This window comes from Halobaculum rarum (assembly GCF_040025155.1).
Classification (GTDB): domain Archaea; phylum Halobacteriota; class Halobacteria; order Halobacteriales; family Haloferacaceae; genus Halobaculum; species Halobaculum rarum.
In genome coordinates this window covers 737,066-759,757 of record NZ_CP157275.1, presented here as the reverse complement: position 1 = coordinate 759,757, position 22,692 = coordinate 737,066, and the positions used below count along the sequence as shown (strand labels likewise).

Below are 22,692 nucleotides of genomic sequence, written 5' to 3'. Positions count from 1 at the left end.
TCGCGTTCGGCCCGTCCCGCACTGTCGCCGCCGCCGTCACACCAGCGCCAGCACGGCCGCCGACACGGCGCCGACGACCGTCTCCCAGATCGAGAACCCGGTCGCCAGCGCCAGCACCGTGTCGAGTCCGAAGAACGCGAACAGCACTGCGCCGGCGAGGTGCGCCTTTCGGACATCGAAGCGGTGGCTGAACCGGTGGAATAGATAGGCGTTCGCGAGGCTCACCGGGAGGATGACCGCCATCTCGCCGAGCCAGATGGCCGAGGTCGCCCCGTACTGCGCGGCGAGGCTGATCGTCACTAGCTGAGTCTTGTCGCCGAACTCGCCGGCGGCCATCAGCGAGAAGATGGAGAGGAAGCTCCCGAGCCGACCGGAGATCTCGTGGCCGAAGACGTTCACCGTCCCGTCGATCCCGGGGAGCACCTGCCCCCCGTCCGGCTCCGCCGGGGCCACCACGTCGCCGCCATCGGGCGCCGACCGGAGGAGCAGCACGGCGAACGCGAGGAACATCACGGCGGTGAACGCGTCCAGGAGCGTCGGCGACAGCACCGACTGAAGCGCGGCGCCGAACCAGATCTCCAGCGCCGTCCACCCGGCGAACGCCGTTCCCGCGGCGGCGACGACGACCGTCGGCCGGTACCGCGTCGACAGCCCGGCGATGATGAACTGGACCTTCTCGCCGGGAAGCACCGCCAACTGTGCGACCGCCGCGACGACGACGATCTCCCAGAAGCTCACGCACCTCCCACCCCGGCGTCAGTCGCGACGGCGTCGGCCGCGCCGTCGGCCGGTCGGACCCGGACGGATGCGGCGATCGCCTCCGGAAGGCTCTGTTGGCGGCCGGAGTCGGCGTCGTCGGTGTCAGCGTCCTCGGTGGCGTCAGCGTCGGATCCCTCGGCATCCGGCCCTATCTGGACGGTCACCATCCCGAACGGCGCGACGTCCAGCACTTCGATAGCCGTTCCGGGCATGATGCCCGCGCGGTCGAGATACTCCAGTTCCTCGTCGTCGCGGTCGCTGACGCGCGCGATGACGACCCGGTCGCCGACGGCGACGTCGGTGAGCGGGCGGGCGTCGTCGTCGTCGGCCGGCGGTTCGAGATCCTCCCCCGGAATCGGGTCGCCGTGCGGATCGACGGCGGGGTCACCCAGCGCCGCGGCCACGCGGCGCTCGAACTCCTCGCTGATGTGGTGTTCGAGCGCGTCCGCCTCGTCGTGGACCTCGCTCCACGAGTAGTCGAGGTGCTCGGCGAGGTACGCCTCCAGCAGGCGGTGGTGCCGGATCACCTCCAGTGCGACGGTTCGTCCCTCATCGGTCAGCTCCGTTCCCTTGTACTTCTCGCGCTCGACGAATCCGTGTTCTTCGAGCGTCTCCAGCATGCTCGTCACCGTCGGCGGCGTCTTCCCGACGCGCTCGGCGATAGCCGAGGTCGACACCGGCGGCCCGTTCTCCGTTTGGAGCACGTAGATGGCCTTCAGGTAGTCCTCCATCACGTCGCTCAGCATCGGTTGGGGAGAATTAGACGAGTCTAACGGATATACTTCCCGGCTCGAACACTACGAGAGCGGCGTCGGTCGGGTGCCCGACGCCCCGCTCAGATCCCCTTGCCCATCAGGTGGCTCCGGAGCACGTCGGGCGTCTTCACGCCCGCGTCCGGGTTCACGATCACGACCTCGTCGTCGCCCCCGAGGGAGCCGGATTCGGCGAGGCGCCACGCCCCCGCGAGGGCGACGCCGCCGGCGCCGCCGACCTCGATGACCTCCGTTTGCGCGACGGTGACGGCGCTCTCCAGCGCGTCGTCGTCCTCGACGATGAGCGCGTCGCCGTCCACGTCGCGCAGCGCCGCGAGCGCGAGGTCGCCGCCGGCGGGGTCTTCGATCTCTCCCTCGCCGACGATGGTGTCGGGAACGGCCCACGCCTCGACCGCGTCGGCGCCGGACTCGAACGCGGTCGCGATCGGCGCGCAGCCGGCGGATTGCACGGCGTACACGTCCGGGACCTCCTCGGCGAGCCCGAGGTCGACGAGGTTCTCGAATCCCCGTACGATCCCGACGACGAGTTCGCCGGTGCTCGCGGGGAGGACGACCGCGTCGGGGAGGGAAGCGGTCGCGTCCTCGCCGGCGACAGCGTCGAGCAACTCGTAGGCGATCGTCTTCGCCCCGTCGTGGCGGTACGGCGTCGTGAACTCCTGCAGCGAGTGGTATTCGGCGGCCAACTGCTCGTCGACCGCGGCGGCGGCGTCGCCGTAGCGCCCGCCGACGACGCGCATCTCGCCGCCGTGGACGTTCACCATCGCCTTGTTCGAGAACGCGGTTCTGGAGGGGACGAACGCGTACGAGCGCAGGTCGGTACGGCCGGCGTAGGCGGCGGCCGACTGGCCGGCGTTGCCGGCGGCCGCGAGCGCGAGCGGTTCCAGCCCCCGCTCGGCGGCCGCAGTCATGGCGGGGCTCATTCCGCGGTCGACGAAGGTTCCGGTGGGATTGCGACCCTCGTCTTTCACGTACGCGGCGGCGACGCCGAGCTCATCGGCGAGGCGGTCCGTCCGCACGAGCGGCGTCTCGCCCTCGCCGGCGGTGATCGCGGTCTCCACCGGGAACGGAAGGAGGTCGCCGAAGCGGTACTGTCCCGGTGCATGGTCGTCCGGGTTGCCGAAGGTCCCGGCGTCGACCGCGTCGAGGTCGTACGTCGGCGACAGCGGCGCCCCGCAGTCGGGACAGCGGCCGTGCTCGTCGACGCCGAACGACTCCCCGCAGTCGGTGCACGACAGGCCGTCGAACGCGTCCGTCGTCTGCATTCACCCGCGATTGGAGCCGCCGCCGCATGGATGTGCTGGTTCGGGGCCGGGTTCGGCGCGATCGGTGATGCGGTGTCGACGCGACTGCGGGCGATCCGGCGACACAACCGGGTACGCCTTTGTGCCGCGCGGTCCAAGCGCGGGTATGTCGGATTCCCCGAACGTCGTCGTCGCGGGCGCGGGGCTCGCGGGGCTGGTCGCCGCGCGGCACCTCGCCGACGCGGGCGCGGACGTCACCGTCTACGAGCGTCGCCCCGAGGTCGGCGGCCGCGTTCGCACGCGCCACGAGGACGGGTTCACCCTCGATCGCGGGTTTCAGGTGCTGTTCACCGGCTACCCCGCGGTACGACGCGAACTCGACGTGGACGCGCTCGATCTCCGGGCGTTCCGCCCCGGTGCCGTCATCTGCTCGACCGACGAGGGCACCCGAAGCGTGCTCTCGGACCCGCTTCGTGACCCCCGATCGCTGGTCGAGTCGGCGTTCAACCGCCGGGTCACGACGACCGACAAGCTCCGGACGCTCGCGCTCCGGCAGGACCTCTCGAAGCGCGCGGAGTCGTGGTTCTTCGCCGGGCCGGACGCGAGCATCCGCGAGTACCTCCGCGACTGGGGCTTCTCCGAGAAGTACGTCGAGAACTTCGTGGCGCCCTTCTACGGCGGTATCACGCTCGATCGCTCGCTGTCGACCTCGAAGCACGTGTTCGCGTACACCTTCCGCGCGCTCTCGGACGGCCGGATCGGGGTCCCCGCGGCAGGGATGGGTGCGATCGCGGAGCAACTCCGAACGTCCGCGGAGGCGGCCGGCGCGACCGTCGTCACCGGCGAGGGTGTCGAGGGGATCGACCGCGACGGGGCGACCCGCACGGACAACGGCGCCGGCGGCACAAGCGACGGCGTCACCGTCGAGACGATCGACCGCGCCGTCGACGCCGACGCGGTCGTCGTCGCCACCGATCCGAAGACGGCGCGCGACCTGTCCGATATCGAGGCCGTGCCGACGGAGGGCGTCCCGTCGACGACCCAGTACTACCGGCTGTCGGACGCGACGCCGGTCTCGACGGGGAAGAAGATCCTCCTCAACAGCGACGACCCGTCGCCGAACGTCGTCGTCCCGCTCACCGACGTGGCACCCGAGTACGCCCCCGACGGCGAGCAACTGCTCTGTGCCACGTTCCTCGGCGACGACGCGCGCTTCCGTGACGCCGACGACCTGGCTGCGGACACGCGCCCGGCGCTGTCGGCGTGGTACCCCGAGCGCAGCTTCGGCGGGCTGGAGGCGATCCACACCGACCGCATCGAGTTCGCACAGTTCTCGCAACCCCCGGGCGTCCACGAGGAGTTGCCGGACGTTGGCGACCCCGAGGGTCCGGTGTATCTCGCCGGCGACTACACCGAGTGGTCGTCGATTCAGGGGGCGATGAAGAGCGGCCGAGTCGCCGCCGACGCCGTCTCCGACGATCTGCGGTGAGCGAGGACCCGCGGTCGAAGGGTGTTACTCCTCGATCGGCCTCGGGGAGACGTCGAACGTCGTGAGGAAGCGCTGGACCGACTCGTCGGTCCCGACGATCACCAGCCGGTCCTCGGCCGCGATCGTCCGGTCCGGATCGAGCGACACGGTGAGTTCGCCCTCGTGTTCGAGCGCGATGACGCGACAGCCGGTTCGCTCGTAGATCCCGCTCTCGGCGAGCGTCTTCCCCGCGAACGGCTCCGCGGGCACCCGGTCTATCCGGATCTGGCTGCCGGCGCCCAACACCTCCTCGCCACGGAGCTCCCGGGCGACCATCCGGGCGCTGATCCGGGGGACCGAGAGCACGTAGTCGGCGCCGGCGCGGAGCGCCTTCGTCGTCGCCTTCGCGTCGCTCATCCGAACGAGTATCTCGATGTCGGGGTTCAACGACCGCGCGAGGACCGTCGTCAACAGCGCCGTCGAGTCGTCGGGAACACACACCAGGATAGCCCCGGCGTCCTCGACGCCCGCCTCCCGGAGCGTGTCGCGGGAGCTCACGTCGCCGACGACGTCGACGCCCGGGGCGTCGGTCACGTCGACGGTCGTTATCGGTACGTTCGCGTCCTCCTCCTCGACGACCGACAGCGCCGCCCCTCCGACCTCGCCGAGCCCCGCGACGACGACCCCCTCCTCGCGGCCGCGCTGACGCACCGGCCGGGCGGTCTCGCCGAGTTCCTCCAGCGCGTCGTGGTCGCCGGACACCAGCAACACCGTGTTCGCGCCGATGACCGCGTCGGGATCCGGCGGGAGCTGGAGATCGCCGTCGATCCAGGCGCCCACGACGTTGGCGCCCGTCCGCTCGCGGATGCGAGAGTTCCGGATGCTGACGCCCTCCAGCGGACTGCCGTGGCTGACGGAGATCTCCGTCACCTCCAGCCCCTCGGCGAGGCCGACCGTGTCGTGGAGCTCCGAGGTGTACAGCGACATGGCCTTCCGCGCGAGGCGCCCACCGAGGACGGCACGCGGGGAGAGGACGCTGTCGGCGCCGGTCGCCAGCAGCACGTCCCTCAGGGAGCTGTCGTCGGTCAGGGCGATGACCTCGACGTCGGGGCGGACGGACCGGACCGTGAGGATGGTGTCCACGTTCGCTTCCCCCGCGTCGGTGATGACCGCCCGGGCGTTCCCAATGCTCGCGCGCTCGAACGCGCTCGTCTCCTGCGGGGAGCCGTGGATCGACGAGTACCCCTCGTCGGAGAGGTCGATCGCCTCCTCCTCGTCCGAGGAGATGAGGACGTAGTCGATCCCGAGGTGTTCGAGCTCCTCGAGCAGGACGGCAGAGTCGCGGTCGTACTCGCAGATGACGACGTGGTCGTTCTTCCGGGACAGCCGGCTGTCGAGGTCGACCTCCGCGCCGGTGAACAGCGGGATGACGATCACTCGGAGGGTGAAGAAGCCGACGCCGATGCCGCTCAACTGCATGAACACCATGAAGAGGTTCATCCACGGGGACTCCCACGGCGAGTCGGCGCCGTAGCCGGTGGTCGTCATCGTCTCGGTGACCGTCTGGAACGACCGGAAGATCGACTGTTCGCGTCCCTCCAACACCCGCATCCCCGTGTTGTAGATGACTGCGTACGTCAACACGAGCGCGGTTAGTCCGACCAGGTAGTAGATGATGAGCCGATTCCGACGCGAGAGGCCGTCGAGTCGCGACGACCACGGGGTCCAGGGCATAAGGACTGTCCAGGGCTTACGGGGCCTCCTACGAATCAGTTTCTGCTGAACCTCCGGGGGAGACGGAGGTCCGGCCGCCGACCGCGGACGTGTCGCCGGTGGAGCCGCGAGCGCCGACACTCACCGACTCCAGAACGCCGGCGTGAACACGACCAAAACCGAGAGCACCTCCAGCCGGCCGATCCACATCAGGAACACCATGTAGAGCTTTGCCGGGATCGAGAACGGCAGGAAGCTGTTCATCGGGCCGACGGGACCGAAGCCGGGCCCGACGTTTCCCAGCGTCGCGATGGCGACGCTCATCGCCTCCAACCCGGTCAGCGAGACATCCGGGGTCCGGAGACTGTCGAGGAACAGCAGCACCGTCGAGACCGCGAACAGCGCCAGGAACAGCACGACGAACACGAACACGTCACGGATCGTGTCGTCGTCGACGACCTCCTCGCCGAGTCGGATCGGTCTGACGGCCTCGGGGTGAACGGAGGTGAACAGCGTTCGCCCGATGTCTTTCCGAATGAGTACCCAGCGGACGATCTTGATCGAGCCGGCTGCCGACCCCGCCGAGCCCCCGAAGAAATACGCGAACAGCAGGATCGTCTGTGCGGAGGCGTCCCATGTGTTGAAGTCCATGCTCGCGTATCCGGTCGTCGTGACGATCGCGATCACCTGAAACAGCCCCTGTCGGAGCGCGTTCTCGAGGTTTCCGGGGATGAGGTCGACGTTCACGGGCGTCTCGGCGAGACCGACGCCGAGGAACAGCACCGCCGAGACGACCGCCCCGACCGCGGTCATCGCCAACAGGTATCCGCGGAACTCGGCGTTGTCGATCAGCCGGCGGGGCTCCCCTCGCAGCACGTACCAGAACAGCGCGAAGTTCGTCCCCGCGACGACCATGAACGGCATCATCGCCCACTGGATCGCCGGCACGAACGCCTCGGCGCTGCGGGCCTCAGGCGAGAAGCCGCCGGTGGGAAGCGTCGTGAGCGCGTGGGCGACCGCGTTGTACAGGTCCATGTTCGGCGCTACTCCGGTCAGGTGCAGGACGTAGTAGACGAGCGCCGCAAGGAGCGTGAAGCCGGCGTAGATGCCCCACAGCGCGCGCGCCGTCTCTTGGATCCGCGGCGTCAATTTCTCCAGCGACGGCCCCGGCGCCTCCTGACGCATGACCTGCGCCCCGCCGACCGACAGCTGCGGGAGGATAGCGACCATCAACACGAGGATCCCCATCCCGCCGAGCCACTGAGTGAGCTGGCGCCACATGAGCATCGCACGCCCGTGGCGCTCGACCGATATCGCCCCGAGGACGGTCGCGCCCGTCGTCGTGAACCCGCTCATGCTCTCGAAGAGGGCGTTGACCGGGGTCGCGACGGTCCCCGTTCCGGCGACCAGGTACGGCACCGTCCCCGCTACCGGCACGAGCAGCCACGCGAGGCTGACCAGAAGAAAGCCCTCCCGGTTCCCGAGTTCGCCGTCATCACGCACCCGTTCCATGACGATCCCCGCCCCGACCATGACCACGGTCGTCGCCACGAACGGCAGCGGGTCTTCCCCGTAATAGAGGGCGAGCACGAGCGGGAACAGCGGCGTGACGCCGATGTACTTGAGGACCGTCCCGACGTACGCGACGCTTACCCGGTAGTTGACGTGGGTGGTCGGCAGACGAACCATCGAATGACTGTATCGAACGACGGATGACAGATGGTCGTTTCGGGTCGGCTCGACCGATCGCGACGGCTCCCGTCCCAACGCGCGGTCCGACTTCGACGCGTGGGTCAGTTCTCCGGCTCGGCTCCCGCCACGAACGCCTCGATGATCCCGTTCGTGTCGCCGCTTCGCGACAACACCGTGACGATGTCGTCCGGCCGGATCTCGGTCGTCCCGTGCGGAGTCAAGATCCGGTCGTCGCGTTCGATAGCCACGACGAGTGAGTCGTCATCGAGGACCCCGCCGCGGACCGCCTCGGCCAGCGTGAGCCCGACGATGGGGGCACCCTCCTGTGCGGTCACGTCGACGACGTTGGCGTCGCCAGCGAGGCTGATGAAGTCCGTCGCGTCGTCGACGGCGACGCCGTCGTCGGGGCCGAACGGCCCGAACGGGCCGGTGGTCTCGGCCTCGACGAGCGTCTCGTCCTCGACTTCGAGACCCAGTTTCGACAACGCCCGGGTGATGCGTCGGAGCGCCTCGGTGTCCTCGCCGACGGCCATCACGTGGAGGTTCCGCCGCCCGGTCATCAGTTCGCGGACGTTGATCACGCCGGGGACGGCTCCGGCATCCCGGGCGAGCGGCTTGCGCTCGGACACGGGTGCGGTACAGATGTAGAGGTTCGTCAGGTATCCGTCGGCCCGCTCGAAGTCGACTCCGACGGTGTAGTTGCGGATGATACCGTGCTCCTCGAGCTGCTTGATCCGGTTCCGGATCGTCCCGGGGGAGACGTTCACGTGGTCGGCGATCGCCGGCGCGGACGTGTTTCGTGCGTCGCGCATCAGCTCGTAGATGATGCGCCGGTCGATCTGATCGAGCCGATAGCCCATACCGCCCGCTCGCCCGCCTGAATATTATACGCCCCGGCATTCGCGCGCTCCCGCCGACCCACGCGAGATTACTGCTCCAGCAAAAAACACGCCCTGAAAATGATGGAAGCTGAATTCGATCGGTATTATTATGCGCTCTCCGGATTGCACGTCCCTATGAACGACCGAGAACAGGGAGGCCGCGCCGGACCGAGCTTCGAACCGGTCCGTCCCGCCCCCGCCACAGAACGCCGCAGAACGCGATTCCGAGCCGCCGCGACTGTCGGGTCGACGACCACCGGGGGTGCGTAGACCGATGTCTCTCCTGCGGCATACGGTTCTCCCGGTCGCGAGCGACGACGACGCAGAGAAGACGTGTGCGGCGCTGCGACCGTATCTGGGGAGTGTCGACCGCGTCACTGCCGTCCACGTCATCGAGAAGGGCGGCGGGGCCGTCGACAAGGCGCCGCTGGCGAAACGCCGGAGCGACGCCGAGGAGTTCCTCGGCATCGTCGAGTCGTCGCTTCGCGACGATGTCGCCGTCGACACGCGGATCGCGTTCGGCACTGATGTCGTCGAGACGATCTTCGAGGAGGCGAGGGCCGTCGACGCGACCGCGGTCGCGTTCCGTCCTCGAGGGGGCAGTCGGATCGTCCAGTTCCTCGCCGGCGACACCGCGAACAAGCTCGTGACCGATCCGGTCCTCCCGGTCGTCTCGCTGCCGGAACCGACGGAGAGATCCGAATGAACCAGGAGCCGACCACGCGCGCCGCCCGGGGGATCGTCGCATGAGCGACGAGGAACTGGCGAAGGACCTCGGACTCGTCTCGGCGATGACGATCGGGATCGGGACGATGATCGGCGCCGGGATCTTCGTGCTGCCGGGGGTCGCCGCGAACGCGGCCGGGCCGATCGTCGTCGTCTCGTTCGTCGTCGGGGGCGTGATCGCGATGGTGAACGCCCTGTCCGTCTCGGAACTCGGGACGGCGATGCCCAAGGCCGGCGGCGGGTACTACTACATCAACAAGTCGCTCGGACCCATGTTCGGGTCGATCGCGGGGATGGGCGACTGGATGGGGCTGGCGTTCGCCTCCGCGTTCTACTGTATCGGGTTCGGCCAGTACCTCGCGGTGTTCGTCGGGTTACCAACGATCGCGTTCCTCAACCCGATCCAGGTGGGCGCGCTGCTGGCGGGAGCCGTCTTCGTCGGCGTCAACTACATCGGCGCGAAGGAGACCGGCGGCGTCCAGACCGTCATCGTGTTCGTCCTCCTTGCGATCCTCACCGCGTTCGCGATCGCGGGCTTCCTCTCGTTCGACTACGCGACGCTCGCGGGCGAGGGCGGCCTCGCGCCGTTCGGCACCGGCGCGATCCTCCCCGCGACCGCGCTCGTGTTCGTCTCGTTCCTCGGCTACGCGAAGATCGCGACCGTCGCCGAGGAGCTGAAGAACCCCGGCCGAAACCTCCCGATCGCGATCATCGGGAGCGTCGCCATCGTCACCGTCATCTACGCGGTCCTCGTGACGACGATGCTCGGCGTCGTTCCGTGGCCCGAACTCAGCCAGGACGCGCCGGTCGCGCAGGCGGCGCAGGTCTCGTTCCCGTCCTCGATCGGCCCGATCGGCGGCGTCGCCGCCGCCGCCGCGGCCGTGATGACGCTCGGCGCGCTGCTGGCGACGGCGTCGTCGGCGAACGCGTCGATCCTCGCCTCGGCGCGGATCAACTTCGCGATGGGGCGCGACAAGATCGTCACCAACTGGCTCAACGAGATCCATCCCAACTACGCGACGCCGTACCGCTCGATCCTCGTCACGGGCGCGCTCATCGTCGTGTTCATCGGACTGCTGGGCCGTGACATCGAGGTGCTCGCGAAGGCGGCCAGCGTGCTCCACCTCATCGTGTACGCGCTGATGAACGTGGGACTGATCGTCTTCCGTGAGGCCGACGTTCCGGAGTACGATCCGGACTTCACGGTGCCGCTGTACCCGATCACACCGATCCTCGGCGCGCTGCTGTCGCTGGGCCTCGTCGCGTTCATGGACGCGGTCGAGATCGCGCTGTCCGGCGGATTCGTCCTCGCCGCCGTGGTGTGGTACTTCGTGTACGCCCGGAACAAGACCACCCAGCAGGGCGTCCTGTCGCGGTACGTCCGGCGCCGGGAGGGGGAGTTCCCTGATCGAGTCGTCGATGCGGCCGACGCGGTCGCACCCAACGGGGGCGACGGACCGACGATCATGGTCGCGTTGGCGAACCCGCGCACCGAGAGCGCGCTGATCACGCTCGCGGGCGCGCTCGCCGAGCACGAGGGCGGACGAGTCCTCGCGACGCACATCGTGACCGTTCCCGATCAGACCTCGCTCGCGACCGCGGCCGAGAACCGCGAACGGATCGACGCCTCATCGGAGGAGCTGCTCGATGCCGCGAAGGTGGACGCGGAGGCGTTCGACGTGCCCATCGAGACGAGGACGATCCTCTCACACCGCGGGATCGAGGAGGTGTTCGACGCCGCGCGGACGAACGACGCCGACACCGTCGTGATGGGGTACGGCGGGGCCAGGTTCGCCGGGGGACGCGTCGAGGGGACGCTGGACGAGCTCACCCACGACCTCCCCTGCGACTTCCTCGTCCTCGACGGGCAGGAGATGACCCTCTCCGACGTGCTCGTTCCGACCGCCGGAGGACCGTCCTCTGACCTCTCCGCGGAGGTCGCGCGCGCGCTCCGCGAGACCGTCGACGTGGACGTCTCGCTCCTGCACGTGGTGGACCCGGGCGGGGAGGCGGACGGCCGGGAGTTCCTGTCCGACTGGGCAGGGGGCCATCAGCTGGAGGACGCCGAACTCCTCGTCGAACCCGGCGACGTCGAGACCGTGATCGGACGGGTCGCCCCCGAGTACAGCATGGTGATCGTCGGGGCGACCGAGCGGGGGCTCCTGTCGCGTATCGTCCGCGGCTCCCTGACGTTCGACTCGATCGCGGCCCTCGACGTGCCGGTGTTGTTGACCGAGCGACCGTCCTCACGGACCCTCAGGGAACGGATCCTCGGTCGACGCTGAGGCCGGGCCCGGGCCGATGCCCGCGATCTACTCCTCGCGCAGGAACGCGTCCTCGCCGTGGCGCTCGATCGCCGCCAGCAACCCCTCCTTCTGGCGTTCCAACTCGGGCGTCGTCTCGGCGTACACGTCGTCGAACATGCTCGCCGGGTCCGCCTCGAAGCGCTCGGCCGCGTCGATGACCTCGGCGACCCGGTCGTCGGCCTCCTCGCGCACCGACTCGATCAGGTCGTCGTCGGCGATGCCCTCCCGCCGGAGGAACCCCTCCATTCGGGGGAGTGGGTCCCACGCGCGCCAGGCGTCACCCTCCTCGTCGTCGCGGTAGACGCTCGGGTCGTCGGCGGTGGTGTGGGCACCGAACCGGTACTCGAGGGTCTCGATCAGCGTGGGACGGTGGTCGTAGCCCGGATCGTTGTCCGCGTCCTCGGCGTCCGCGTCACCAACACCGTCGCCGGCGGCTCGCGCCTTCCGGGCCGCCTCCGCGACGACCGCGTACACGGCGAGGGGATCCATCCCGTCGACGCGGACGCCCTCGAAGCCGTACGCCTCGGCCTTCTCCGCTAATGTCGGGCTCGCGGTCTGGTCTTCCCGGGGGATCGAGATAGCCCACTGGTTGTTGTGACAGACGAACACGCCGGGCGCGTCGAACACGCCCGCGAAGTTCATCGCCTCGTGGAAGTCGCCCTCCGAGGTGGCGCCGTCGCCGAAGTGGGCGCACGCAACGCGGTCGTCGCCACGGTAGTCAAACGCCATCGCCGCGCCGACGGCGTGCGGGAGGTGCGCCCCGATGCCGATGTTGAGCGGGAACACGTCGATGTCCGCGAGGCCGGCGGTGCCCGACTCGTGACCCATCCAGTAGGCGAGGTACTCGGCGGGGAATCCCCGGGCGATCACCGCGCCGTGCTCGCGGTACTGGTAGAAGATCGGGTCGTCGTCGCCGAGGGCGTGTGTGGCGGCGACGGAACTCGCCTCCTGCCCCTCGATGGCGGCGTAGGTGCCGATCCGCCCCTGCCGCTGGAGGCTGATCGCCCGCTCGTCGAAGCGCCGGGCGGTCACCATGTCGCGGTAGATGTCGACCAGCGTCTCGTCGGGGAGGTCCGGGACCGTCCCGACGACCTCGCCGTTCGGGCCGAGCACGCGATACACGTCGCCCATCGGGTCCGCCGGCGCGTCGGCGTCCGTCGTCTCGCCCGCATCGGGTCCGGCGTCGGCGTCGCTCATACGGGCGTGTCTGGGTGCAACAGGGTAGCCGTTTCGGCAGCGGCAGCGACGCCGGTCGGGGCGGACCCGTCCGTCTCAGGGAGTGATGACTGCCCGTCCGTCGATCTCGCCGTGCTCGAGTCGTTCGGCGACGGTGTTTATCTCCGACAGCGGGTAGCGACTCGTGTGCAGGTCGACCTCGCCGCGGTCGACGAGCGCGACCAGCTCCTGCAGTTCGGTGTAGCGGCCGACAAGGGTCCCCTTGTAGCTGAACTCGCCGTCGACCAGCGACTGTGCCGGTTCGTGAATGTGGCCGCCGTAGCCGATCACGTGGTGGTCGCCGCCGGCGGCGACGATGACGGGCGCCAGTGCCGTGGTCTGGTCGGCGCCGACGAAGTCGAGCACCTGCCGGGCGCCCACGTCGTCGGTGAGGTCGGCGATCACGCTCGCCACGTCCTCGCTCGCGGGGTCGACGGTGTGGCGTGCGCCCAGATCCGCTGCCATGTCGCGTGCCGACTCCTTCAGATCGAGCGCGACGATGTCGGCCGCGCTCATCGCGTCGAGACACTGGAGGCCGATGTGGCCGAGCCCCCCGACGCCGATGACGACCGCGGTGTCGCCGGGGTTCAGCTCCCGGACCGCCTTCTTGGTCGCGTGGTACGCCGTGATCCCCGCGTCGGCATGGGGGGCGATGTCGGTCGTGTCCACGTCGCCCGGCAGCTGGATGACCGCGCGCTCGTTGGTGTGGAGGAACTCCGCGAACCCGCCGTCGTGGGTGAGCCCCGGGAAGCGGACGTTCTCGCAGTACATGTCCTCGCCCTGTCGGCACGGGCGGCACGTCCCGCAGGTCATCACCGGGTGACAGATGACGCTGTCGCCCACCTCGACCGTGTTCACCTCCGAGCCGACCTCGACGACGGTCCCGGCGTTCTCGTGGCCGAGCGTGAGCGGGAGTTCCTGCGGGACGTGCTCCTGCCACATGCCCTCGATCACGTGGTTGTCCGTCTGGCACCAGCCGGCGCCTTCGACCTCGACGATCACGTCGTCGGACGCCTCGGCGGTCGGACGATCGACCTCGTCGATGCTGAGGGCGTTCTCCATGTCGTCGGTGTACTCGTGGAGTCTGGCTGCGCGCATCACCTGTGGTATCGCGGCACGTGACCAAAAGTCATGCTCGTCCGACAGGAACGGTGACGATCCGGCCCCCGAGAGATGTGGCCCGCGACGGTCCGGATCGGACACTCACAGCAGTCGACGAAACTCGCCGAGCGGCGGGAACTCCACGGCGTCGCCGTCCGCACGGGCGACGACCGGGCGGAGCGCGTCGGCGTCGGTGACGAACGGCGACTGGAACTCCCGGGCGGACATGTCGTTCACCTCGACGCCGCCGGCGAGCCGAGTGAACGCCGGCAGCATGAGCACGTCGGCGCCGCGGAACCCGCGCTCGGCGTAGAGCCAGCAGGGTTTGCGCTTGCCCTCGATCTCGATCGTCGGGTGATCGTGGCCGACGACGTACAGCCCGGCCGGCTCCTCGGCCGGCGGCGCGTCGTGGCCGTGCCGGACGACGACCGGCGCGTCCCGAACGCTCGCGTCGAGTTCGTACGCCTCGTGGATGCGGCCGTCCCACGCGTTCGACGGCACCGTGTCGCCGAGGCGGGTATCGTCGAGAGCTGTGCCGTCGAAGGCCGTATCGCCGAGGGCCGTATCGCCGAGGGCCGTATCGCCGAGGGCTGTATTGTCGAGGGCCGTGTCATGGTTACCGCGGACGAACACGGGGCGGGCGCCGGCGTCTCGGCATGCCTCGACCAGATCGGAGAGCGCCCGCTCGTCGGCGGTCGAGACGCGGTCGAACCGGTGAACCGCGTCGCCGGCGATCACGACTTCGCTCGGATCGAACCGATCGAGCAGCACCCGGAGGCGCTCGGACAGGTCCGACGCCTCGCCGAGCGGGTACGCCACGTCGGAGGCCGCCGCGCGGCCGACGTGGAGGTCCGCGACGACGAGCGCGTCCGCATCTCGGATGTACGCGCCGCGGTCGCGGAACTCGACGTTCAACACGGCCGACCGTACGGAACGCGGGCGGTTAGCGTTGGTGTCTCCCCGTCCGCGGGCGGCGCTGACGAACGGGTTCGCTGGCCGAAGCGACACGCGCTTCCCGCTCGGGGCGCTGGGTCGGACATGGACGAGCGTGACGAGGGGGACGCCGTCGACCCGTGGGCCGACGACGGCGACGGCGACGACGACTGGGTCGAGGCCGCGAGCGACGCGACGGCAGCCGGTTCGACACCGGACTCCGGGGCATCCGTCTCCGAGGGTGACGAGACGGGGCCCGCCGGGGACGCGGACGACGGAAACCCGACTGACACCGCTGCCGGATCGACCGATTCGACCGGCGTGGACGGGCTGGGGTCCCGTCGGTACCGCGTGCTCGACCGGACCGAGGGGACGCTGGTGTTCGTCGACCTCGACACCCCCGAGCCCGGTCCCGGACCGGAACCCGACGAGGGGTTCGAGCCGGTCCGGGTCGCGGCCGATGACTCCGACGACGGCGTCGCCGACGCGGCCGCGGCGCTGGAGCCTGGATACGTCGTCACCGCGACGCTGCGGTGGCCCGACACGGCAGCCGGGGGCGATGGGGGCGGCGACGGCGACACCCCGCTCGCGCGCGTCGAGTCGCTGACGGTCGAGCGCGAGAGCCGCTACCGCTTCATCGACGACGCCGAGCCGATGTTCGAGGCCGCCCGCGACGCGTGGCGCGACGCCAGCGCCGCCGGCGACGGCATGGGCTCGCGCGTCACGCGCGACACCGACGGCGAGCCGAACGGCGCGCTGTACGTGTTCAGCGAGGCCGGCGCGCGCGACCTGTTCGGGGAGTTCCGATCGGGGACGACGCCGCTGGAGCCACTGGTCGAGCGCGTCAACGACGACCTGGACGACGCCCCACGCGAGGTGTTCGTCCTCCGCCCGCCGGACGGCGCGTTCGTCGTCGTCTACATCGCCTTCGAGAAGGACGGCCTGCTCGCGCGAACTGTTCGCGACACGTATCTGTGAACGTCGCTGGCTGCGCCGACGCAGCACCGACCGCGTGAGAACTGGGCCCAGAGGGATTCGAACCCTCGACCGCCCGGTGTCCCATCCGGCGGCCGAAACCGGCCGGAGTATGAGCCGGGTGCTATACCAGACTAAGCTATGGGCCCTCGTCGCCGTCGTTGTCGGGCCGCAGTCAAGTAGTTTCCTTTCCGGTGACGTGCGGGTGCCGAAGGGAGTCGAAGCTACGGGGCGAAACGGAGTCGAAGAAGCGCCGAAGCCAGGACTCGAACCTGGGACCACCTCGTCTCTGCGGGAGACAGGGGACCTGAATCCCGTAACAGCGAGGCGCTCTACCAGCTGAGCTACTTCGGCTCGCACCTGCATGTACTGGAGTGGATTTGAAAGTGCTTTCGTTTCGACCCGGCGCAAGCGGGTGGTTCGCACACACCGACCGTCTCCAGGATCCGCCCGCCGTCGTCGTCCTCGTTCGGGACCGACACGCTCGTTACCCGCCCGGCGGAACCCCGTCGTATGACCGACCCGGACGCCGACACCGACGGTGACGCGAACGCCGGCGAGTCCGACCGCGCGACCGTCGCCGGCGACGACCTCGACGCGGTGCTTTCGGCGGTCCGCGAGCGGGTAACTCCCGACCCTGACGAACACGAGCGACTGGATGCGGCCGCCGCCGACCTCGCCGACCGCGCCCGCGACGCCGTCGCGGACCTTCCGTCGCCAGCCGACGGGGCCGACGTGCTCACCGTCGGATCGACGGCCCGCGGCACGTGGCTCGCGGGCGACCGCGACATCGACCTCTTCGTCCGATTCCCGACGGACCTGTCCCGTGAGGAGCTGGAGCGGTTCGGGCTGCGCGTCGGCCACGCCGTGCTCCCCGACGGCGAGGAGGAATACGCCGAACACCCGTACGTCGTCGGCACGGTCGACGGCTTCGACGTGGATCTGGTTCCCTGCTACGGCGTCGACGCCGCGACCGAGATCCGCTCGGCCGTCGACCGCACGCCGTTTCACAACGAGTACCTCCTCGACCGGCTGACCGACGACCTCGCGGGCGACGTTCGCGTCCTCAAGGCGTTCCTGAAGGGCGTCGGCGTCTACGGCAGCAACCTCCGCACGGAGGGGTTCTCGGGATATCTCACCGAGCTGCTCGTGCTCGAACACGGCGGCGCGCGCGAGACGCTGGCGGCGGTCGCCGACTGGCACCCGCCGGTCCGGTTCGACCCCGAGGACCACGGGACCGCGGAGTTCGACGACCCGCTCGTCGTCATCGATCCGACCGACCCCGAACGCAACGTCGCGGCCGTGCTCTCGGGCGATAACCTCGCGCGGCTCCAGCATCACACGCGCGACCTGCTCGCGGACCCGCGGACGGACCCGTTCTTCCCGGCGGACCCGACGCCGCTCGACGCCTCGGGCGTCCGCGAGCACGTCGACCGCCGCGGGACCGACCCGCTCGCGGTCGTCTTCGACGCGCCCGACATCGTCGACGACCAACTGTACCCGCAGCTGCGCCGCTCGCTGGCCGGCGTCGAACGCGAACTCGACGGGATGGGATTCGACGCGCTCCGCACCACGACGTTCGCGGCCGAGCGAGACGACGAGGGGAGCGACCGGCGCGCGGTGTTACTGGTCGAACTCGCCGACCGCGAACTCCCGGCTGTCGAGCGCCACGAGGGACCGCCGGTCCACGTCCGCGATCACGCGGCCGGCTTCTACGGGAAGTACGCCGACGATCCCGACGCGTACGGACCGTTCGTCGCCGGCGGTCGCTACGTCGTCGAGCGCGAACGCGAGCCCGCCGAACGCGACGCTGTCGCCGTCCTCGAATCCGACCGGATCTTCGATGCGGCGCTCGGTGCGCGCGTCGAGTCCGCGCTCGAACGGGGCTACGACGTGCTCGCCGGCGAGGCGATCGCGACGCTGGTAGACGAGTTCGGCGCTGACCTTCGCGAGTACTTCGAGCCCTCGGTGTAGTTCCCGGTGTAGAATCCTCCAGCGAGAGTGGCGGCCGGCCCTCAGTCCAGGTCGAACCGCTCGCGGAGTTCCTCGACCAGCGGGACGCTCTTCTCCTCGGGGTCTTTGTCGGGTTCGATCGGCGGCCGACCGTCGAACGTCTCGTGGACCATCGCGACGCCCTCCGAGAGCGTGTCGAGCCCGTATCCGCCCTCCAGCACGAAGCCGAGGCCGGCGTCGATGTCCTCGGCGAGTGTACGAACGCGGTCGGCCATCAGCGCGTACCCCTCCGAGGAGACCCGCATCCGTGAGATGGGGTCGTGGCGGTGGGCATCGAAGCCCGCGGAGATGAGCAGGAGATCGGGATCGAAGCGGTCGACCACGGGGGCGAGCAGGTCGTCGATGGCGAGCAGGAAGTCCGCGTCGCCCGCGCCCGCCGGCAGCGGAACGTTCAGCGTCGCCCCTTCCCCGTCGCCCTCGCCGGTCTCGGTCTCGTCGCCGGTGCCGGGGTAGAGGCCGTCCTCGTGGATCGACGCGTAGAGTACGTCGCCGCGGTCGGAGAAGATGTCCTGCGTCCCGTTTCCGTGGTGGACGTCCCAGTCGAAGATCACGACGCGGTCGGCGTCGCCGTCGTCGAGGACCGACTGGGCGGCGACCGCGACGTTGTTGACGAAGCAAAAGCCCATGGCGTCGTCGTAGACGGCGTGGTGGCCCGGGGGTCGACCGAGTGCGAACGGCGTGTCGCGGCCGGGGGTGCCCGCGAGCGCCTCCTCGGCGGCCCACTGCGCCTGACCGGCTGCCGCGCGCGCGGCGTCCCAGGTGCCGTCGGACGCCACGGTGTCGGGGTCCCAGTTGCCGCCGCCGGACGCACAGAAGTCGACGATCTCGTCGACGTAGTCGGAGTCGTGGACCGCATCGATGGCGGCGCGCGATGCGGGGTCGGCCTCGATGTACTCGACGCCGTGTTTGCGCTTGAGTCCCTCCTTGATCGCGCGGAGGCGGTCCGGATTCTCGGGATGTCGGTCGCCGGTATCGTGGTCGAGACACGCCTCGCTGTAGCCGAACCGCATCGCTATCCCTCGAAGAGCGCGAAGTACGTCTCGATATCGTCGGCCTGGACAGTTCGGCGGTCGGCGTGGCGCGCGAGGAGGGCGGCAGCACGCGCGACGTTATCGGCGTAATCTTCGAGGATGTCCGCGAGCGCGACGCGGGCATCCATCGAAACGCGGTAGGCGTCGTCGATGTCGAGGCGCGCGATCCGGTCGACGGGCGCGATGGGGAGCATCAGCGTCGAGCGCTCGACCACCTGCTCGACCCCGAAATCGGCCGGCATCAGCGTCTTTCGCCCGTCCGCGGCCGCCCGCTCGGCCGCGTCAGCAGCCAGCGACGCGCCGTGCCGTTGCACGCGCCCGGCCAACTCCTCGGCCGCGCCGGCGCTGACCCGGAGGTCGCCCGCGTTCCGTCGGATGACGTCGTCGACGGGTGCGAACGGCAACTCGACAGTCATACACATACGCCGGTGTGTGTCGTGTATAACGCTTTCCGTTGGCGTGGTTCGCGGTCCCACGCAGTTCGCGGACCGCGCGGTGAGGGACGGACCTCCGTTAGAACACGTCCTCGGCGTCGATGCTGCCGTCCTGCTCGATGCCGCGGACGGTGACTTCCTCGCCGAGGCGGAGATTCGCCGAGGTCTCGACCGACCGCGTCTGCGTGCCGTCGTCGAGGACCACCGGGTCGCCCGCCTGCACGACGGTTCCGGTGAACTCCACGACGCCGCCGTCGGCGTCGCTATCGGCGTTCGCGTCGGCGTCGGCCGCCTCGTCGCCGTCGACCTCGGCGGTTGCCGCGGCGGCCGCTCCGGCCGAGCCGTCGGAGGACGAGCCACCCGAGTCGAAGGAGTCGAGGCCGCCCTGGCCGACGTCGCGATCGGCCGACCCGGCGGAGCGACCGCCGCCCCCGCTCCCGTTCGCCCGCTCGAGCACGGAGACGGAGGATCGCCAGCCGGCGGAGGCTTCGAGGTCGTCCTGCCAGCCGTCCTGTATCTCCACGTCGGTGAACGCGACCCGGTCGGCGAGGTCGATGTCGCGGTCGGCCTTGTCGCCCCACAGCGCCACGCGGATCTCGCCGGTGTCGTCCTTGATGCGGACGTTCCGGACCTGCCCCTGCGAGCCGTCGTCGCGGTCGAACGTCCGCTTCTCGCTCGTCTCGATGACGCCGCCGGCGATGTCGACCACGTCGTCGAGCTCCAGGTCCGCGATGTCAGTCGTTTCGGGGACGTACTCCACGTCGGCGTCGACCGTCTCGATGGCGCCGCGCGACCCGATGTGAAGTTCGAGGTCGCCGTCGCGCTCGCGGACGTACCCGTCGACGACCTCGACGGTCTCGCCCGCCTCCAGTTCCTCGACGCGATCGGCCGTGTCGTCCCACATGGTGACGCGCACGCGGCCGGTCTCGTCGCCGACGGTCAGGTTCGACACCTTCCCCTCGGAGCCGTCGTCGCGGTCGAACGTGCGGACGGTGTCCGTGTCGAGAATCACACCGAGCAGATCCACGTCGGAGGCGCCCATGGTGAGGTCCTCGACGCGGTACTCCTCGACGGCGTCCACGTCGACCTCGGCGTCCGGGTCGGGCTCCACCTTGTCGACGGCGACCTCCAGGCCGCTGTATCCCTCCTTCGGGCGGCCCATGATCCGAAGCACGTCGCCCGTCTGGACGTTTTCCTTCGCGTCGACGGCGACCCCATCCCACAGCGAGATCGTGACGCGGCCGGACTCGTCGGCGACCTCGACGTTGAGGACGTGGCCGTCCTCGTCCTCGCCGTCGCGCTCGAAGGTGCGCACTTCGCCGACGGTCATCACCTTCGCGAGGAACTTCACGTCGTCCATCCCGGGCTCGATGTCGGCGACGCTGTTGACCTCCTCGTCGCGCAGTTCGTGGGCGATGAGCATCGCCGCGGTCTCCTCGTCGGCCAGCCCGCCCATGTCCTCGACCTTCTGCTCGACGGCGGCCTCGAACTCCTCGAAGGGGACGTCGGCGTCCAGGTCGTCGTAGACGTCCTCGATAGCGCCCATAGTCGTATCCGGACTCAGGCAACTCCCGCGCATAAGGGTTCTCGTTCGTCCGGATCCCGCCGGTCGTCCTCCGCCCCCATCGCCCGGCTCCTCGCCGGATCGTCCCCGAGTCGCTTCGCCTGTCGCCTCGTCCGTCACGTCCTCGATTGCCGGCGTGTCACCCGTCACACGCGGGCTGTGTCGGGATCGTATTTGAGGCTTCGCCGGAATCCGCTCACCGCGTCACGTCGGTCGCGATCCGCACCTCGCCCATCGACTCGTGCTCGACGACGACGACGGACGCGGGGAAGCCGCCGGCGAACTCGACTGCGGCCTCGTAGCCGCGGTAGACGATCTGTTGGGTGCAACTGTCGCCGCCCTCCCGGACGGTCTCCACGCGGACGCGGAGTTCGTCGGTGTCGGGGTCGTACTCGGCGGCCGCAAGCGACGCCCGCATGCAGCCGTTCTTCCCCTGGATGACCCCCGTGACGGTCACGAGGTCAGTGTCGAACGCGACGCTCGCGGACTCCCCCTGATCGTCGGCGTCGCCGGTGCGGGTGAACGAACGGTCCGTGATCCGCGGAAACTCGTCCTGCTCGTTCGGTGTCTCGGTCGGGTCCGGCGACTCGTTCGGCTCGCCGCCGCCACCCGATCCGCCGCCGGCGCCGCCGGTACAACCCGCCAGCGCGGCCGAGCCGACGCCGGCCGCGAGCGAGAGGACGGTTCGTCTGTCCATGGTTCACGCGACGCCGGCAGAGTCCAAAAGGTCGATGTAGGCACAAGGCGACGTTTGTGTCACGGTGGTCGGTCGCATGGGTCGATCGGATCGGAATTCCTTTACGTGGTCCCGGCGTCGGTTGAATTGAGTCCGGGTAGGGTAGTGGACTATCCTCTTGGCTTGCGGAGCCAGGGACCGGAGTTCAAATCTCCGTCCGGACGTTCCTTCGTTTCACTCAGTCACGACCGGCCGGTTCACGTTCGCTCCGCTCACGTGAACTCCGTCCGGACGTTTTCAAGGCGCAACGACGACGAGCGGTGCGAGGCGTGAGCGGAGCGAACGCCTCGACGCGAACGGCGAACGGAGTGAGCCGTGAGCGAAGCGAGTCGTCCGCGCCGACTTCGAGTCTACACACGGAGATTTGAGCGATGAACGAGCCGCCGCCACGGACAGACTGAAACGCTCGCCCGCCCGAGTTCAGCTGTGACCACCAGCGACGCCCCGGACGAGTCCGCACGCGTCGCGGCGCTTCGCGCCGGCATGGCCCTCTACACGGCCGGCGAGTTCCACGCCGCCCACGACCCTTGGGAAGCCGTCTGGCTCGATCTGAAGGACGCGGTCGCCGCCGGCGACGCCGCCGACACCGCCGTCCGCGACGAGGCACTGTTCCACGGGCTGATCCAGTTCACCGCCGCACAGCACCACGCCCGCGACCGCAACTGGTCGGGCGCGGTCGGCCTCGCGGAGAGCGGCCGGGAGTATCTCGCCGAGGTGCCGGACGACCACCGCGGCGTCGACGTTGCGGGCGCACGCGACGCGCTCGTTCGACTCCGGGCGGACCCCGAGGGCGTCGAGCGCGGGCCGGCCCCGCCGCTGCGATACGAGGGCGGCCGCATCGCGCCCGAGTCGCTGTCGCTGGCGGCCGCCGGGCTCGCGGCCGAGGCGCTCGCGGAGGAGCACGGCCTCGACGCCGACGCGGTCGCGGACGCGGCGCGGTTCGCGCGCGAGGAGGAGCGGGCTGGGCGCTCGCAGTTCGCGGCGCTGCTGTTCGACCTCATCCGTGTTGATACGCCGCAGGAGCGGCGACTGGTGTACGACCGGCTATCGGGATTGGTCGAGCAGGAGCGGCGAAAGGAAGCGGACGTAGAGGGACTGTTCTGAACGCGAACGCGAGAGATGCGGCGGGCG

At 69.7% G+C, this 22,692-nt stretch carries 19 protein-coding genes and 3 tRNA genes; 7 read left to right on the top strand and 15 right to left on the bottom strand.

What is annotated here, in order from left to right; all coding sequences use genetic code 11:
• Positions 1-36: 36 nt before the first annotated feature.
• The 3 genes from ABJD39_RS03935 to ABJD39_RS03925 form a co-directional block, all read right to left on the bottom strand.
• Positions 37-738 carry a TMEM165/GDT1 family protein gene (locus ABJD39_RS03935; protein WP_348612348.1) on the bottom strand — a complete coding sequence of 234 codons (702 nt, stop codon included), beginning with the start codon at positions 736-738 and terminating at the stop codon, positions 37-39.
• Positions 735-1,505 (bottom strand): metal-dependent transcriptional regulator, encoded by a 771-nt coding sequence (locus ABJD39_RS03930; RefSeq protein ID WP_348612346.1) that lies wholly within the window; start codon positions 1,503-1,505, stop codon positions 735-737. Before ABJD39_RS03930 ends, ABJD39_RS03935 begins: the two co-directional genes overlap by 4 nt.
• 89 nt (positions 1,506-1,594) lie before the next feature.
• Positions 1,595-2,794 carry a threonine synthase gene (locus tag ABJD39_RS03925; protein WP_348612344.1) on the bottom strand — a complete coding sequence of 400 codons (1,200 nt, stop codon included), beginning with the start codon at positions 2,792-2,794 and terminating at the stop codon, positions 1,595-1,597.
• 145 nt (positions 2,795-2,939) lie between these two features.
• On the opposite strand from ABJD39_RS03925, the gene ABJD39_RS03920 reads away from it, so the two are divergent.
• Complete coding sequence (locus tag ABJD39_RS03920) at positions 2,940-4,262, top strand: NAD(P)/FAD-dependent oxidoreductase (protein ID WP_348612342.1); 1,323 nt, start codon at positions 2,940-2,942, stop codon at positions 4,260-4,262.
• 24 nt (positions 4,263-4,286) lie between these two features.
• Here ABJD39_RS03920 and ABJD39_RS03915 read toward each other — a convergent pair whose 3' ends face one another.
• From ABJD39_RS03915 to ABJD39_RS03905, 3 genes are all read right to left on the bottom strand, one after another.
• Positions 4,287-5,975: a potassium channel family protein gene (locus ABJD39_RS03915; RefSeq protein ID WP_348612340.1), complete on the bottom strand. Its 1,689-nt coding sequence runs from the start codon at positions 5,973-5,975 to the stop codon at positions 4,287-4,289.
• 120 nt (positions 5,976-6,095) lie between these two features.
• Complete coding sequence (locus ABJD39_RS03910) at positions 6,096-7,643, bottom strand: TrkH family potassium uptake protein (RefSeq protein ID WP_348612338.1); 1,548 nt, start codon at positions 7,641-7,643, stop codon at positions 6,096-6,098.
• Between the two features lie 104 nt (positions 7,644-7,747).
• Complete coding sequence (locus tag ABJD39_RS03905; protein ID WP_348612336.1) at positions 7,748-8,506, bottom strand: Lrp/AsnC family transcriptional regulator; 759 nt, start codon at positions 8,504-8,506, stop codon at positions 7,748-7,750.
• A gap of 295 nt (positions 8,507-8,801) precedes the next feature.
• Here ABJD39_RS03905 and ABJD39_RS03900 point away from each other — a divergent pair, with 295 nt between their 5' ends.
• Both ABJD39_RS03900 and ABJD39_RS03895 read left to right on the top strand, forming a co-directional pair.
• Positions 8,802-9,233, top strand: a complete 432-nt coding sequence (locus ABJD39_RS03900) for a universal stress protein (RefSeq protein WP_348612334.1) — start codon at positions 8,802-8,804, stop codon at positions 9,231-9,233.
• A gap of 40 nt (positions 9,234-9,273) precedes the next feature.
• Positions 9,274-11,538: an amino acid permease gene (locus ABJD39_RS03895; protein ID WP_348612332.1), complete on the top strand. Its 2,265-nt coding sequence runs from the start codon at positions 9,274-9,276 to the stop codon at positions 11,536-11,538.
• Between the two features lie 27 nt (positions 11,539-11,565).
• Here ABJD39_RS03895 and ABJD39_RS03890 read toward each other — a convergent pair whose 3' ends face one another.
• The 3 genes from ABJD39_RS03890 to ABJD39_RS03880 form a co-directional block, all read right to left on the bottom strand.
• The gene (locus ABJD39_RS03890) at positions 11,566-12,756 is read right to left on the bottom strand and encodes a thiamine pyrophosphate-dependent enzyme (RefSeq protein ID WP_348612330.1); all 1,191 of its coding nucleotides are present in this window, start codon (positions 12,754-12,756) and stop codon (positions 11,566-11,568) included.
• A gap of 75 nt (positions 12,757-12,831) precedes the next feature.
• Positions 12,832-13,872, bottom strand: a complete 1,041-nt coding sequence (locus ABJD39_RS03885; RefSeq protein WP_348612328.1) for an NAD(P)-dependent alcohol dehydrogenase — start codon at positions 13,870-13,872, stop codon at positions 12,832-12,834.
• 105 nt (positions 13,873-13,977) lie between these two features.
• Positions 13,978-14,793: a metallophosphoesterase gene (locus ABJD39_RS03880; RefSeq protein WP_348612326.1), complete on the bottom strand. Its 816-nt coding sequence runs from the start codon at positions 14,791-14,793 to the stop codon at positions 13,978-13,980.
• A gap of 120 nt (positions 14,794-14,913) precedes the next feature.
• Between ABJD39_RS03880 and ABJD39_RS03875 the strand changes: the two genes are divergently transcribed.
• On the top strand, positions 14,914-15,786 hold the full coding sequence (locus ABJD39_RS03875; RefSeq protein WP_348612324.1) for a DUF6663 family protein: 873 nt from the start codon (positions 14,914-14,916) through the stop codon (positions 15,784-15,786).
• A gap of 42 nt (positions 15,787-15,828) precedes the next feature.
• On the opposite strand, the gene ABJD39_RS03870 is transcribed toward ABJD39_RS03875, so the two are convergent.
• Positions 15,829-15,932 (bottom strand) — tRNA-Ile (locus ABJD39_RS03870).
• Between the two features lie 102 nt (positions 15,933-16,034).
• Positions 16,035-16,137: transfer RNA gene (locus ABJD39_RS03865), tRNA-Asn, on the bottom strand.
• Positions 16,138-16,296: 159 nt separating this feature from the next.
• Here ABJD39_RS03865 and cca point away from each other — a divergent pair.
• Positions 16,297-17,757 (top strand): CCA tRNA nucleotidyltransferase, encoded by a 1,461-nt coding sequence (cca, locus tag ABJD39_RS03860; RefSeq protein ID WP_348612322.1) that lies wholly within the window; start codon positions 16,297-16,299, stop codon positions 17,755-17,757.
• Between the two features lie 41 nt (positions 17,758-17,798).
• Here the strand turns inward: cca and ABJD39_RS03855 are convergent, their stop codons facing one another.
• The 4 genes from ABJD39_RS03855 to ABJD39_RS03840 all read right to left on the bottom strand — a co-directional run bounded on the left by ABJD39_RS03855 (position 17,799) and on the right by ABJD39_RS03840 (position 21,522).
• Positions 17,799-18,806, bottom strand: a complete 1,008-nt coding sequence (locus tag ABJD39_RS03855) for a histone deacetylase family protein (RefSeq protein WP_348612320.1) — start codon at positions 18,804-18,806, stop codon at positions 17,799-17,801.
• A gap of 2 nt (positions 18,807-18,808) precedes the next feature.
• Complete coding sequence (locus tag ABJD39_RS03850; protein ID WP_348612318.1) at positions 18,809-19,243, bottom strand: histone family protein; 435 nt, start codon at positions 19,241-19,243, stop codon at positions 18,809-18,811.
• 97 nt (positions 19,244-19,340) lie between these two features.
• The gene (locus ABJD39_RS03845; RefSeq protein WP_348612316.1) at positions 19,341-20,807 is read right to left on the bottom strand and encodes a single-stranded DNA binding protein; all 1,467 of its coding nucleotides are present in this window, start codon (positions 20,805-20,807) and stop codon (positions 19,341-19,343) included.
• Between the two features lie 214 nt (positions 20,808-21,021).
• Positions 21,022-21,522: a hypothetical protein gene (locus tag ABJD39_RS03840; RefSeq protein ID WP_348612314.1), complete on the bottom strand. Its 501-nt coding sequence runs from the start codon at positions 21,520-21,522 to the stop codon at positions 21,022-21,024.
• A gap of 130 nt (positions 21,523-21,652) precedes the next feature.
• On the opposite strand from ABJD39_RS03840, the gene ABJD39_RS03835 reads away from it, so the two are divergent.
• Both ABJD39_RS03835 and ABJD39_RS03830 read left to right on the top strand, forming a co-directional pair.
• Positions 21,653-21,725, top strand: a tRNA-Arg gene (locus ABJD39_RS03835).
• A 319-nt stretch (positions 21,726-22,044) separates the two neighbouring features.
• Complete coding sequence (locus tag ABJD39_RS03830; RefSeq protein WP_431357893.1) at positions 22,045-22,665, top strand: DUF309 domain-containing protein; 621 nt, start codon at positions 22,045-22,047, stop codon at positions 22,663-22,665.
• The last annotated feature ends 27 nt before the right edge of the window (positions 22,666-22,692 follow it).